The sequence below is a fragment of the Streptacidiphilus pinicola genome (assembly GCF_003258295.1).
In the GTDB taxonomy this organism is placed as follows: Bacteria; Actinomycetota; Actinomycetes; order Streptomycetales; family Streptomycetaceae; genus Streptacidiphilus; species Streptacidiphilus pinicola.
Genome location: NZ_QKYN01000076.1, coordinates 20,111 through 32,052, shown reverse-complemented (window position 1 = coordinate 32,052; position 11,942 = coordinate 20,111). Strand labels below are relative to the sequence as shown.

General features: G+C 73.9%; 12 protein-coding genes and 1 pseudogene. 8 read left to right on the top strand and 5 right to left on the bottom strand.

What is annotated here, in order from left to right:
- Together DN069_RS20200 and DN069_RS20195 are read left to right on the top strand one after the other, a co-directional pair.
- Positions 1-1,734, top strand: a 1,734-nt coding sequence (locus DN069_RS20200) for an ATP-binding cassette domain-containing protein (protein ID WP_116513686.1), incomplete at its 5' end; no start/stop codon positions are given.
- Positions 1,731-2,594, top strand: coding sequence for an ABC transporter permease (locus DN069_RS20195; protein WP_111502773.1), 864 nt, complete (start codon positions 1,731-1,733; stop codon positions 2,592-2,594). The genes DN069_RS20200 and DN069_RS20195, both read left to right, overlap by 4 nt.
- A gap of 10 nt (positions 2,595-2,604) precedes the next feature.
- Here DN069_RS20195 and DN069_RS20190 read toward each other — a convergent pair whose 3' ends face one another.
- Entirely contained in the window at positions 2,605-3,198 is a 594-nt protein-coding gene (locus DN069_RS20190; protein ID WP_111502771.1) for a helix-turn-helix domain-containing protein, read from the bottom strand.
- Between the two features lie 80 nt (positions 3,199-3,278).
- Here DN069_RS20190 and DN069_RS20185 point away from each other — a divergent pair, with 80 nt between their 5' ends.
- A complete protein-coding gene (locus tag DN069_RS20185; protein WP_111502769.1) occupies positions 3,279-4,919 on the top strand; it encodes a bifunctional NAD(P)/FAD-dependent oxidoreductase/class I SAM-dependent methyltransferase in 1,641 nt (546 codons plus the stop codon).
- On the opposite strand, the gene DN069_RS20180 is transcribed toward DN069_RS20185, so the two are convergent.
- A complete protein-coding gene (locus tag DN069_RS20180; RefSeq protein WP_111502767.1) occupies positions 4,909-5,778 on the bottom strand; it encodes an NAD-dependent epimerase/dehydratase family protein in 870 nt (289 codons plus the stop codon). The genes DN069_RS20185 and DN069_RS20180 overlap by 11 nt on opposite strands.
- 87 nt (positions 5,779-5,865) lie before the next feature.
- Between DN069_RS20180 and DN069_RS20175 the strand changes: the two genes are divergently transcribed.
- Positions 5,866-6,441, top strand: coding sequence for a TetR/AcrR family transcriptional regulator (locus DN069_RS20175; RefSeq protein ID WP_111502765.1), 576 nt, complete (start codon positions 5,866-5,868; stop codon positions 6,439-6,441).
- A gap of 25 nt (positions 6,442-6,466) precedes the next feature.
- Here DN069_RS20175 and DN069_RS20170 read toward each other — a convergent pair whose 3' ends face one another.
- Positions 6,467-6,700 carry a hypothetical protein gene (locus tag DN069_RS20170; protein ID WP_133259981.1) on the bottom strand — a complete coding sequence of 78 codons (234 nt, stop codon included), beginning with the start codon at positions 6,698-6,700 and terminating at the stop codon, positions 6,467-6,469.
- A gap of 39 nt (positions 6,701-6,739) precedes the next feature.
- On the opposite strand from DN069_RS20170, the pseudogene DN069_RS20165 reads away from it, so the two are divergent.
- Positions 6,740-6,871: pseudogene (locus DN069_RS20165) on the top strand (short-chain dehydrogenase); the annotation flags it as partial.
- A 21-nt stretch (positions 6,872-6,892) separates the two neighbouring features.
- On the opposite strand, the gene DN069_RS20160 reads toward DN069_RS20165, so the two are convergent.
- Both DN069_RS20160 and DN069_RS20155 read right to left on the bottom strand, forming a co-directional pair.
- Complete coding sequence (locus DN069_RS20160) at positions 6,893-7,552, bottom strand: response regulator (protein ID WP_111502761.1); 660 nt, start codon at positions 7,550-7,552, stop codon at positions 6,893-6,895.
- The gene (locus DN069_RS20155; RefSeq protein WP_111502759.1) at positions 7,552-8,853 is read right to left on the bottom strand and encodes a sensor histidine kinase; all 1,302 of its coding nucleotides are present in this window, start codon (positions 8,851-8,853) and stop codon (positions 7,552-7,554) included. Before DN069_RS20155 ends, DN069_RS20160 begins: the two co-directional genes overlap by 1 nt.
- 134 nt (positions 8,854-8,987) lie before the next feature.
- Here DN069_RS20155 and DN069_RS20150 point away from each other — a divergent pair, with 134 nt between their 5' ends.
- Genes DN069_RS20150 through DN069_RS20140 form a run of 3 tightly spaced genes read left to right on the top strand, consistent with a single transcriptional unit; the run spans position 8,988 to position 11,856 of the window.
- Positions 8,988-9,908, top strand: a complete 921-nt coding sequence (locus DN069_RS20150) for an ABC transporter ATP-binding protein (RefSeq protein WP_207892209.1) — start codon at positions 8,988-8,990, stop codon at positions 9,906-9,908.
- Positions 9,905-10,774: an ABC transporter permease subunit gene (locus DN069_RS20145; RefSeq protein ID WP_111502755.1), complete on the top strand. Its 870-nt coding sequence runs from the start codon at positions 9,905-9,907 to the stop codon at positions 10,772-10,774. Before DN069_RS20150 ends, DN069_RS20145 begins: the two co-directional genes overlap by 4 nt.
- Positions 10,775-10,809: 35 nt before the next feature.
- Positions 10,810-11,856, top strand: coding sequence for a S66 family peptidase (locus DN069_RS20140; protein WP_111502753.1), 1,047 nt, complete (start codon positions 10,810-10,812; stop codon positions 11,854-11,856).
- The last annotated feature ends 86 nt before the right edge of the window (positions 11,857-11,942 follow it).

Below are 11,942 nucleotides of genomic sequence, written 5' to 3'. Positions count from 1 at the left end.
CTCAAGCACGACCGGAACGCGGACACCGGCCCCGCGTTCCGGGTCACCCGGACCGGCGGCGTCTCCGTCTCGGCGGGCCAGGTGGTGCAGTTCGGCGCGAACGCCGACCGCTACCCGACGCTGGCCGGCACCGCGCACCGCGCCGTGACGCTCGACGGCGGCTCGCAGGCGGTCGCCAACCCGGCGGGCGGGATGCCGCCCGCCATCTCCTCCGTGCCCGGGCTCGGCGGGGCGCTGTCCCAGCTCGGCGGGCTGGTCGGCGGGAGTCTGCCGCTGAGCCAGGACCTTCCCGGCCAGTACGCGGCGTTCCAGTCCGCGCCGCTCGACGGCGCGCTGCAACTGACCGGCGCGCCGAGCGTCAAGGTCACCGTCGACACCGGCGGCTCCGCCCCGGCCGTGCTGTTCGCCAAGCTCTACGACGTCGCGCCGGACGGCAGCTCCGTGCTGCCGCACCAGCTGGTCACCCCGCTGCGGGTCGCCGCCTCGGGCACGGTGGACGTGCAACTGCCGGCCGTGGACTACGACTTCGCCGCCGGCCACCGGCTCCGCCTGGTCCTGGCGGCGACCGACCTCGGCTACTCCTCCCCCGCCCAGCCGGCCACCTACCGGGTCTCCCTCCCGGCCGACGACCCGCTGACGCTGCCGACGGACCTGGCCCTTCGTGACGCCGCGACGCCGCTGCCCGCGTGGGTCTGGCTGCTGCCGGTCGTCGCGGCGGCCATCGCCGCCGCCCTGGTGCTGACGGGCGTCGGTGCCCGGCGGCGGCGCCGCGGGCATGCCCCGGCCGTCGACCCGGAGTTCGCGAAGCTGCCGCTGGTCGTCGAGGGCCTGTCCAAGCGCTACCACGGCTCGACCGACCGCTACGCCGTCAAGGACCTCTCGTTCCGCGTCGAACGTGGCCAGGTGCTGGGCCTGCTCGGCCCGAACGGCGCGGGCAAGACCACGACGATGCGGATGCTGATGGGCCTGATCCGCCCGGACGCGGGCCGCGTCCACGTCTTCGGGCAGTCGATCGCGGCCGGGGCTCCGGTGCTGTCGCGGGTGGGCGCGTTCGTCGAGGGCGCCGGCTTCCTGCCGCATCTGAGTGGCCGGGCCAACCTGGACCTGTACTGGCGGGCCACCGGCCGCCCCGCCGAGGACGCGCACGTGGCGGAGGCGCTGGAGATCGCGGACCTCGGCGAGGCGCTGGAGCGCCCGGTGCGGACGTACTCGCAGGGCATGCGGCAGCGCCTGGCGATCGCTCAGGCCATGCTGGGCCTGCCGGAGCTGCTGATCCTGGACGAGCCCACGAACGGCCTCGACCCGCAGCAGATCCGCGAGATGCGCGCTGTGATCACCCGCTACGCCGCGGGCGGGCGTACCGTGATCGTCTCCAGCCACCTGCTCTCCGAGGTCGAGCAGACCTGCACGCACCTGGTGGTGATGACGCAGGGCCGGCTGCTCGCCGCCGGTCCGGTCGCGGAGATCACCGGCAACGACGACGAACTGCTGGTCGGCACGGGCGCGATGGGCGCGGACGCGCTCGACGCGGTGGTCGCCAAGGTGGCGGCGCTGGACGGCGTCGCCTCCGTCGCACCCGCCACCGAGGAGCCCGGCCTGCTGGTCCAGCTCGACGGCCTGGCCGTTCCCGAGCTCCTCGCCGAACTGCTGCGCCTCGACGTGCCGGTGGAGCGGGTCGGCCCGCACCGCCGGCTGGAGGACGCCTTCCTGACCCTGACCGGAGACCGCGCATGAGCACCGAGACCGTCCCCGCCCAGGCAGCCTCCGGCTTCCGTCCCTCGCGCACCCTGCCGCTGCGCGTGGAGGCGCGCCGCCAGCTGTCGCGGCGCCGCACCTCGATCGTGTTCGGCGTGATGGTCGCGCTGCCCGTGATCGTCTGGGCGGCGCTGGCCGTCGGCGGCACGCCCTCCGGGCGCGACGGCAGCCCCTCGCTGATCCAGGCCGCGACCTCCTCCGGCGTCAACTTCGCCTTCGCGGTGCTCTTCATGGCCAGCGGCTTCCTGCTCAGCGTGCCGGTGGCGCTCTTCTTCGGCGACACCGTCGCCTCCGAGGCGAGCTGGTCCTCGCTGCGCTACCTGCTGGCCGCGCCGGTGCCGCGGGCGCGGCTGCTGCTGAGCAAGCTGACCGTCGCGCTGGGGTTCAGCGCGGTCGCGGTACTGGTACTGCCGCTGGTCGCGCTCGGCGTCGGCACCGCCGCCTACGGCTGGGGCGAACTCCATCTGACGCTCGCCGGCTCGCTGACGGCCGGCACGGCGACCGAACGCCTGGCGCTGGTCGCCGTCTACCTCTTCGTCTGCGAGCTCTCCGTCGCGGGCTTCGCGCTGTGGATGTCGACGCTGACGGACGCCCCACTGGGCGCGGTCGGCGGCGCGGTCGGCCTGGTGATCCTCTCCGGCATCCTCGACAACATCACCGCCCTGGGCTCACTGCGCGACTTCCTGCCCACGCACGGCATGTACGCGTGGGTGGACGTGCTGCAGCCGAACCCTGACTGGACGGGCCTGGCCGAGGGCGTGTCGATGGCGGTCGCCCTGGCCCTGGTCTTCGGCGCGCTGGCGTTCCGTCACTTCCGGGCCAAGGACATCGTCTCCTGAGCGCCCCGGCTCAGCCGGGCCGGTCGCCTTCCCGGCGCGGCTGGGCGCGGACGTGGATGCGTTCGCCCTGGGGGCCGAAGAGGCTGAGCACCTCGACGGGCGCGGAGCCCGTGGAGCCGAACCAGTGCGGCAGCCGGGTGTCGAACTCGGCGGCCTCGCCCGCCTTCATCACCAGGTCGTGGTCGGCGAGGACGAGCCGCAGTTCGCCCGTGAGGACGTAGAGCCACTCGTAGCCCTCGTGGGTGCGCGGCTCGGGCTCGCAGCGCTCGGGCGGGATGATCATCTTGAAGGCCTGGACCCCGCCCGGGTTGTGGGTCAGCGCCATGATCGTCGCGCCGTGCCGCCGCACCGGCTTCAGCCGCACCCGCGGGTCGCCGACCTCGGGCGCGCCGACGAGCTCGTCCAGCGGCACCTGGTGGGCGCGGGCCAGCGGCAGCAGCAGCTCCAGCGTGGGCTTGCGGTCACCGGACTCGAGCCGGGACAGGGTGCTCACGGAGATGCCCGTCGTCTCCGCGAGCCGCGCGAGCGTCGTGCCGCGCTTCCGGCGCAGCTCGCGCAGCCGCGGACCCACCAGAGCCAGCACCTCGGTGTCCTCGTTTGCCATATCGGCAAGGTTACTTTGCCGATCCCGCGGCCGCGGCGCACGGTGGACGCGACAGGAGGACGGGCGAGAGGAGACCGAAGGTGAACGAGGCGTACGACGTGATCGTGGTGGGTGGCGGCGCGGCCGGGCTGAGCGGGGCGGTCACCCTGGCCCGCGCGCGCCGCTCGGTGCTGGTGGTCGACGCCGGGGAGCCGCGCAACGCGCCCTCCGGTCACGTCCACGGCTACCTGGGCCGCGAGGGCACTCCGCCGGCCGAGCTGATCGCCGCGGGGCGTACCGAACTGGCGGGCTACGGCGGCGAGTTCGCGCAGGGCCGGGTGACCGGCGCAGCCAAGGACGGCGAGGGCTTCACCGTCACCGTCGCGGACGCGTCCGGCCGCACGGCCGAGGTGCGGGCGCGGCGGCTGCTGGTGACCACGGGCCTGGTGGACGAGCTGCCGGACGTGCCGGGTCTCGCGGAGCGCTTCGGCAAGGACGTGCTGCACTGCCCGTACTGCCACGGCTGGGAGGTGCGCGACGGCCGCATCGGCGTCCTCGCGACCGGCCCGGTCGCCTGGCACCACGCCGAGCTGTGGCGGCAGTGGAGCGAGCGCGTGATCGTGCTGCGCCACGGCGTCGACGCGCCGGACGCCGAGCTCGCCGAGCGGCTGGCCGCACGCGGCATCCACGTCGCCGACGGCCCGGTCGCGGCGGTCGAGACGGACGGCGACGGGCTGACGGGCGTGCGACTCGCCTCCGGCGAGACCGTGCCGCTGGACGCGCTCGTCGTCGCGACCGGGATGACCGCGCGGGCGGAGCTGCTGGAGTCACTGGGCCTGCGGGCGGTCCCGGTCGAGTACGGCGGCCAGGTCGTGGGCAGCCGCGTCCCGGCCGATCCGAACGGCGCCACGGACGTGGCGGGTGTCTGGATCGCCGGCAACGTCGCCGATCCCACCGCTCAGGTCGTGGTCTCGGCGGCGGCGGGCCTGCGCGCCGGAGCGATGATCAACGCGGACCTGGCCGCCGCGGAGACCCGCGACGCGGTCGCGGCCTACCGCGAGCTGGGGCGCACCCACTTCGAGCAGGACGCCTGGGAGGACCGCTACCGGGCCCGCCCGGCGCTGTGGAGCGGCCGGCCCAATCCGCAGCTGGTCGCCGAGGTCGCCGCGCTCGCTCCCGGCCGCGCGCTCGACGTCGGCAGCGGCGAGGGCGCGGACGCGATCTGGCTCGCCGAGCGCGGCTGGCGGGTGACCGGCACCGACATCTCCACCGTCGCCCTGGCCCGCGCCGCCGAGCACGCCCGCGCGGCGGGCGCGGAGCTCGCGGAGCGGATCACCTGGTCCCACGCGGACCTACGCGCGACCCCGCCGCCGGCCGGCTCCTACGACCTGGTCTCGGCCCAGTTCATGCACCTGCCGACGGAGCCCCGCCGCGCCCTCTTCGCCGCGCTCGCCCAGGCCGTCGCCCCGGGCGGCACGCTCCTGATCGTCGGTCACCACCCGCGCGACAAGCGCGACGGCGGCGGTCCGGGCGTCTTCCTCGACATGATGTACACCCCCGAGGAGGTGGCCGCGTCCCTGCCACCCGAGCAGTGGCACGTCCACACCGAGACCCGCGGCCGCGAAGCGGTGAACCCCGAGGGCGAGCGGATTACGCTGCACGACGCGGTGGTGCTGGCGAAGCGGCGTCAGTCTGACGCATTGTCAGCGCTCTCAGAGCAGTCCCTGCGGCTCAGCGACTGAAGTAGAAACCTGCGTCGAGGTCGGCCAGCAGGGTGGGGTGGGTCGGCTCCCAGCCGAGCAGTTCGCGGGTTGCCTCGTTCGGCATCCTGACGTCGATGCCGATGAAGGGGAAGGCCTTGAAGTGCTCGGCTGCTTGCTCCGCTGACATGCTGACCGCCTCGATGCCCAGGTGGCGGGCGACGGACTCGGCGATGGTGCGGACCGGGACGCCGGCCTCGGTGGCGCCGGTGACCTGGGAGCCGGCCGGGGCCTTCGCCACCGCGAGCGCCCAGACGCGGGCGACGTCGAGGGTGTGGCCCGCGGCCCAGGTGTTGGCGCCGTCACCGACGTAGCCGGCGACGCCGGCCTGGCGGGCGATCCGGACGTACTGCGGGATGAACCCGCTCCGGTCCCGCTCGCTGTGCGTGACGTTAGGGACCGCGACCAGGACGGTGCGCACGCCCCGCTGGGTGTACCCGTGGATGGCGAGTGCGACCTTGGCCCGGGGGTTGGGGTGGTTCACCAGGTCCTCGACGCGGCCCATGCCGATGCCGAGGAAGGCCTTGCCGGTGTCGACGAGTTCGCCGCAGATCGCGTGGACGACCTCTTCGTCCTGCGCGGTGACCTCGGCGAAGCGGCCGGACGCGATGCCCTCGTGCTGGAAGCCGAGGTGGACGATCGCATCGGCGTCGCGGGCAGCCTCGCGCAGGCCGTCGAGGTCGGTCAGGTTCCCGTGGCGGGCCTCGGCGCCCATCGCCCTGACGGCCGCGGCCGCCTCGTCGGAACGGGCGAGGCCGACAACGTCGTGACCTGCGCGGATGAGCTCGGGAACGACAGCGGAGCCGATGTGGCCGCTGGCCCCGGTGGCGAAGACGCGCATGAGGATCTCCTCGGGAAAGTGATGTGACTTGGTAACATCACGGTAGCACGGTGATGTTACCAAGTCACATCACCTAGGATGGTCCGCATGGCTCGATGGGAACCGAACGCACGGGAACGGCTGGTCCGCGCCGCGATCGAACTGTTCGCGGAGCAGGGATACGAGGCGACGACGGTCAACGAGATCGCGGAGCGGGCCGGAGGGCTGACCAAGACCACGTTCTTCCGGCACTTCACCGACAAGCGCGAGGTGCTGTTCGCCGGGCAGGAGATCCACGGCCGGATCGCGGCCGAGGCGATCGCCGGGGCGCCGGAATCGGCCACGCCTCTGGAGATGGCCGGCCTGGCGCTGGACGGACTCGCATCCTCGTTCACGAAGGACCGGCGGGACATCGGGCGGCGGCTTCGAGCGGTCATCGCGAACAGCGCGGAGCTGCAGGAGCGCTCCGCCTCCAAGCGGGCGGCGCTCTCCGACGCGATGGCGCAGGCGCTCCGCACGCGCGGCGTCTCGGACCTCATCGCCGATCTCGCGGCTGAACTGGGCGCGCGAGCGTTCTACGGCGCGTTCGACCGCTGGACGTCGTCGGCGGATCCGCGGACTCTCGTCGAGTACGCGCGCGAGGTGTTCGGCGAGTTGAAGACGGCTGTGTCCGCGCTCGAATAGCCCGCCTGACAGGGAAAAAGCACGACTAGACGCCTGCGGCAGCCAGCAGTGCCTCCGCGGTCGCGACGGCCAGACCGCCCAGCGGCTGGGCCTGGACCACGGCCCAGGCACTGGAGCCGTCGAAGGCGACCGTCAACTGCTGGGCCAGCAGGGCCGGATCGGGTGCGGCCGCCACCTCCGCCTCGGCCTGGACGAACGCGGTCAGGCCCCGCTTGTAGCGCCGGGCGACCTCCGCCGCCGGGTGGTCCGGCGACTTCACCTCGACCGCCGTCGCCACGATCCGGACGTCGAGAAGATCCGCCCGGAGGACGTCGCCGCCCTGGCGCTCGACGGGGTCGAGTCGGACGCCTACGAGGTGCCGGCGGACGACGTCACCCGGCAGGTGAAGGCCGCGCTGGCGGCGGATCCGTCGGTCCTGTACGCGAGTTGACCGATCCGCGGCGGGGCGGACTCACGGCTGCACCGAGACCAGGCCCGCCTCGTAGGCGAGGATCACCAGCTGCACCCGGTCGCGGGCGCCCAACTTGGCCAGCAGGCGCGTCACGTAGGTCTTGACCGTGGTGACGCTCAGGATCAGCGCCGTCGCGATCTCCGCGTTGGAGAGCCCGCGGCCGATCAGCGTCAGCACCTCCTCCTCCCGCTCGGTCACCTCCAGGCGCACGCCGGTACGGCGCGCGGCAGCGGGCGCGGCGAACGACGCGATCAGGCGGCGGGTGACGGACGGGGCGATCAGTGCGTCGCCGCAGGCGACGACGCGGACGGCGGCGAGGATGTCGTCCAGGGCCATGTCCTTGACCAGGAAGCCGGACGCGCCGGCGCGCAGCGCGCCGTAGACGTACTCGTCGTCGTCGAAGGTGGTCAGCATCAGCACGCGACAGCCGTCGTCGGTGGCCAGGATGCGGCGGGTGGCCTCGATGCCGTCCATGCCGGGCATCCGGACGTCCATCACCACGACGTCCGGGCGCAGTTCGGCCGCGAGCCGGACCGCCGCCGCGCCGTCGCCGGCCTCGCCGACGACGACGAGGTCCGGCGCGTCGGTGACGACCATCTGCAGCGAGGCGCGGATCAGCGGCTGGTCGTCCACGAGGACGATCCGCACGGGCGGCGTCATCAAGCCTCCTGCGCAAGGACGTCGGCGTGCTCGTCGCCGGGGGCCGCCGCGGGCGCGTCGCCCGGCGGGAGCGGAAGGCGGGCCGTGACCACGAACCCCTCGCCGCGCGGTCCCGCGGCGAACACGCCGCCGAGCAGGTCGACGCGCTCGCGCATGCCCAACAGGCCGTAGCCGTGCGGGTGGTGCTCGCCGCGCTCACCGCGCTCGGGCCTGCGCGCGCCGCCGCCCGGATCGGCGATCTCCAGCGTCAGCTCCCCCGCCCCGAAGCCGACCGCGACGACGCACGAGCGGGCGCCGGCGTGGCGGACCACGTTGGTCAGCGACTCCTGGACGATCCGGTAGGCCGCCAGCTCCACCTCCGCCGCGACCGCCCGGCGTTCGCCGGTCCAGCGGAGGTCGACGCGGACGCCCGCCGCGCTGGTGGACGCGGCGAGGCGCTCCAGATCGTCCAGACCGGGCGCGGGGTGGAGCGGGACGACGAGGTCCGCGGGGTCGTCCACCGCGCGCAGCACCACCAGCATCCGGCGCAGCCCGGCGAGCGTCTCCCGGCTGGCGTTCTCCACCGCGCCGAGCGCGTCCCTGGCCCGCTCCGGTTGCGTGGTGATGACCCGCCGCGCCGCGCCGGACTGCAGGGCCACGATGCCGAGCGTGTGCGCGACCATGTCGTGCAGCTCGCGGGCGATGCGCAGCCGCTCGTTCGCGACCGCCTGCTCCGCCGCGTGCGCGCTGTGCTCGACGGCACGCTCACGGCCCTGCTGGGCCAGGTACCCGAGCAGTACGGCCATCGCCGCGGCCAGCAACCCGGCCAACTGGCCGGACACGCCGATGTTCCAGCCCATCGCGAGCCGGACCACCGGATAGCCGACCAGCACGCCGCCCGTGGTCGCGGCGGCCGCCCACGCCGCGCGACGCGGCCGGGTCGCGGCGACGTACCAGAGGGCGACGCAGCAACCGAGGAGGTTCTGCACCTGGATCTCCATGGAGTTGTGCACCATCGCGGTCTGCACGGCCCCGAGCAGCAGCAGCACCGTTCCGGTCAGCGCCCGGCGGCGCAGCAGCGCGCTGCCGGCCAGCGAGCAGAGGGTGGCGACGGCCAGGGTCACCTGGTTGCCCGGTGGGAGCTCCCACCCGGGGTGGAAGTCGTGGGGCGACTCCCCGGGGAGGTGGACCAGCACCAGCAAGGTGAAGGCGAGGCCGGCGGCCCAGGCCGACGCGGCCCACACGCCGATGGGCACCCGCCGGAGCAGCGGTTCCGGCGGGGCCGGGAGCGCGGTGGAAGGGGAGGCGGGCAGAGCGGTCATGCGGTGATCGTAAGAGGATCACCCGTCACCCGGCATCGGCCCACGGGCGTACGACCAGGGGTGACACCGACGCACGCCAGGTGTCGTCGCCGGGCCGACGCGGTGGCGGGGGCCGGACCGGCACGGTGGATCCCGTGATCGAAGTCAACCACCTCACCAAGCGCTACGGCGCCACCACCGCCGTCGACGAGCTGACCTTCACCGTGCAGCCGGGCTGCGTGACAGGCTTCCTCGGCCCGAACGGGGCCGGCAAGTCCACCACGCTCCGCATGATCATCGGCCTGAACCAGCCGACCAGCGGCTCCGTCGCCGTCGAGGGCCGGCCGTTCCGGCAGCGCCCGCGCGGCCTGCGGCAGGTCGGCGCGCTGCTCGACGCGGGCGACGTCCACGGCGGCCGGAGCGCCGCCGCGCACCTGGGCGTGCTGGCCCGCACCAACGCGCTCCCGCTGCGGAGGGTGGACGAGGTGCTCGCCGAGGTCGGCCTCGCCGACGCCGCGCGCCGCCGGATCGGGGGCTTCTCGCTCGGCATGAAGCAGCGCCTCGGCATCGCCGCCGCGTTGCTGGGCGATCCACCGGTGCTCCTCTTCGACGAGCCGCTGAACGGCCTCGACCCGGAGGGCGTGCGCTGGGTGCGCGACCTGTTCCGCCGGCTCGCCGCCGAGGGCCGGACCGTCTTCGTCTCCAGCCACCTGATGAGCGAGATGGAGCACACCGCCGACCGCCTGGTGGTGATCGGCCGGGGCCGCCTGATCGCCGACGAGCCGCTGGCCGCGTTCGCGGCGCGCAGCAACGGCGTCAGCGTGCGGGTCCGCACGCCCGACGCCGCCGCGCTGGCCGAGTCCGTCCGGGCGGCGGGCGCGACCGTCACCCGGGACGGCGCGGACGTGCTGCTGGTCACCGGCCTGGACAGCGACCGGATCGGCGACCTCGCCTTCGAGCGCCGCCTGCGGCTGCACGAACTGGCCGCGACCACGGCCTCGTTGGAGCGCGCCTTCATGGAACTGACCGCCGAGAGCGTCGAGTACGCCACCGCAGAGGCAGGAGACGCCCGATGACCACGCTCGACTCCCTGCCGACGGTCCCGCGCCCGGTACCGGCCGCACGCACCGAGCCCCGGCCCCGCTTCCGCGACCTGCTCGCGGCCGAGTGGTTCAAGCTCTGGTCCATGCGCTCGATGCGCTGGGGCTACGGGCTGGGCGCCGTCGGCATCGTCTGGCTCAGCGTCAACTCCGCCGTCGCCGACGTGCAGAACTGGGACCGCTACCCCGCGGACATGCGCGCCCACTTCGTCCCCGGCGGTTCGCTGCGCGACGCCTTCACCAACAACGCCGGCATCACCGTCCTGCTGGTCGCCGGGGTGCTCGGCGCGATGACGCTGGTCAGCGAGTACGCGTCCGGCCTGATCCGGGTCAGCTTCGCGGCCGTCCCGGCGCGCCGCTCCCTGCTGGCCGCGAAGATCGCGGTGCTCACCGCGGTGATGCTGGCCTTCGGGGTGGTGGTCACCTTCTCCTCCTTCGGCCTGTCCGAGGCGATCCTGTCGAGCAAGCACGCGGGCATCTCGCTGACGCAGCCGGGCATCTGGTCGGCGCTGACCGCGGCGATGCTGCTCCCGGCCGTCAGCGCCCTCGTCGGCCTCGGCCTCGCCGCCGTCATCCGCCACAGCGCGGCCACCGTCGTCGCCGTGGTCACCGTCCTGCTGCTGATCCCGGACTTCCTGTCGGACAACCACTACTGGTCCGCCTGCCTGGACCACGCCATGCCCTTCCGCGCCTTCCAGACCCTCTACGACCTGACGCCCTACCAGGTCAACCCGCACCTGCCGTACCCGGCGCAGCCCGCGGGCGAGTGGTGGGTCTACCTGCTGTGGCCGCTGGTCTCCGTGATCGTCGCCCTCGTGCTGGTCGACCGGCGCGACGTCTGACCCGCGCTCGGGGCGGCGCCCGTAGCATCCTGCCCATGCACCCCTTCCTGCCTCCGTCGCCGAAGCTCTCCCCCGGGGACGCCGTCGCCGTCGTCTCGCCCTCGGCCGGTCTGCCGGCGCTCTTCCCCACGCCGTACGAGCTGGGGCTGCGGCGGCTGAGGGAGGACTTCGGCCTGGTGCCGGTCGAGTACCCGACGACGCGCCGGACGGGGGCGACGCCGCGGGAGCGCGCGGCGGACCTGCACGCCGCGTTCGCCGACCCGCGGATCAAGGCGGTGCTCGCCAGCATCGGCGGCGACGACCAGATCCGGGTGCTGCCGCACCTGGACAAGGACCTGCTGCGGGCCAACCCCAAGCCGTTCTTCGGTTACAGCGACAACACCAACCTGCTGGTGCTGCTCTGGAACCTGGGCATCCCGGCCTACCACGGCGGCGCGCTGATGACGCAGTTCGGCCGCCCCGTCACGATGCACCCGCAGACCGTCGACACCCTGCGGGCCGCGCTCTTCGACGCCGGCCCGAGGGTGCTGACCGCACCGGAACGGGTCGACTCGGTCGTCGGCGGCTGGGACGACGCGGCGACGTTCACCCGCGAGCCGGAGCACGAACCCGCCGGACCGTGGGTCTGGCACCACGCCACCCGCCGTGTCGAGGGCCGGAGTTGGGGCGGCAATCTGGAGATCCTGTCCTGGCTGCTGATGGCCGACCGGGAGATCCTGCCGCCCGAGGCCTACGAGGGCTGCGTGCTGCTGCTGGAGACCTCCGAGGACATGCCGAGCGCGTCGGAGGTCCGCTACGTCCTACGCTCCATGGGCGAGCGCGGTCTGCTGCGGCGCTTTCCCGCGCTGCTGATGGGCCGGGCGAAGGCCTGGCACTTCGGCCGCCGCCTCGACGCCGGGGAGCGGGCCGCGTTCCGTGCCGAGCAGCGGGAGGCCGTGCTGTGGGCGCTGGCCGAGTACGCGCCGGACACGATGGCGGTCCTGGACGTCGACTTCGGGCACACCGATCCACAGCTGGTCCTCCCCTACGGCGGGGTGCTGACCGTCGACGGCCCGGCAAGGGAGATCACCGCGCACTACTGACGGCTCGCTGCCGACGTCACCCCGAAGTTGTGGGCGTGCGGTGGATATTCGGGTGACGTGGGCGCGGCAGGCGTGTCACCCTCCGC

Bases quoted from the DNA above. Each gene is read 5' to 3' on its own strand.
- DN069_RS20195 (WP_111502773.1), top strand. From the start codon at position 1,731: ATGAGCACCGAGACCGTCCCCGCCCAGGCAGCCTCCGGCTTCCGTCCC.
- DN069_RS20190 (WP_111502771.1), bottom strand. From the start codon at position 3,198: ATGGCAAACGAGGACACCGAGGTGCTGGCTCTGGTGGGTCCGCGGCTG.
- DN069_RS20180 (WP_111502767.1), bottom strand. From the start codon at position 5,778: ATGCGCGTCTTCGCCACCGGGGCCAGCGGCCACATCGGCTCCGCTGTC.
- DN069_RS20175 (WP_111502765.1), top strand. From the start codon at position 5,866: ATGGCTCGATGGGAACCGAACGCACGGGAACGGCTGGTCCGCGCCGCG.
- DN069_RS20145 (WP_111502755.1), top strand. From the start codon at position 9,905: ATGACCACGCTCGACTCCCTGCCGACGGTCCCGCGCCCGGTACCGGCC.
- DN069_RS20160 (WP_111502761.1), bottom strand. From the start codon at position 7,552: ATGACGCCGCCCGTGCGGATCGTCCTCGTGGACGACCAGCCGCTGATC.
- DN069_RS20140 (WP_111502753.1), top strand. From the start codon at position 10,810: ATGCACCCCTTCCTGCCTCCGTCGCCGAAGCTCTCCCCCGGGGACGCC.
- DN069_RS20155 (WP_111502759.1), bottom strand. From the start codon at position 8,853: ATGACCGCTCTGCCCGCCTCCCCTTCCACCGCGCTCCCGGCCCCGCCG.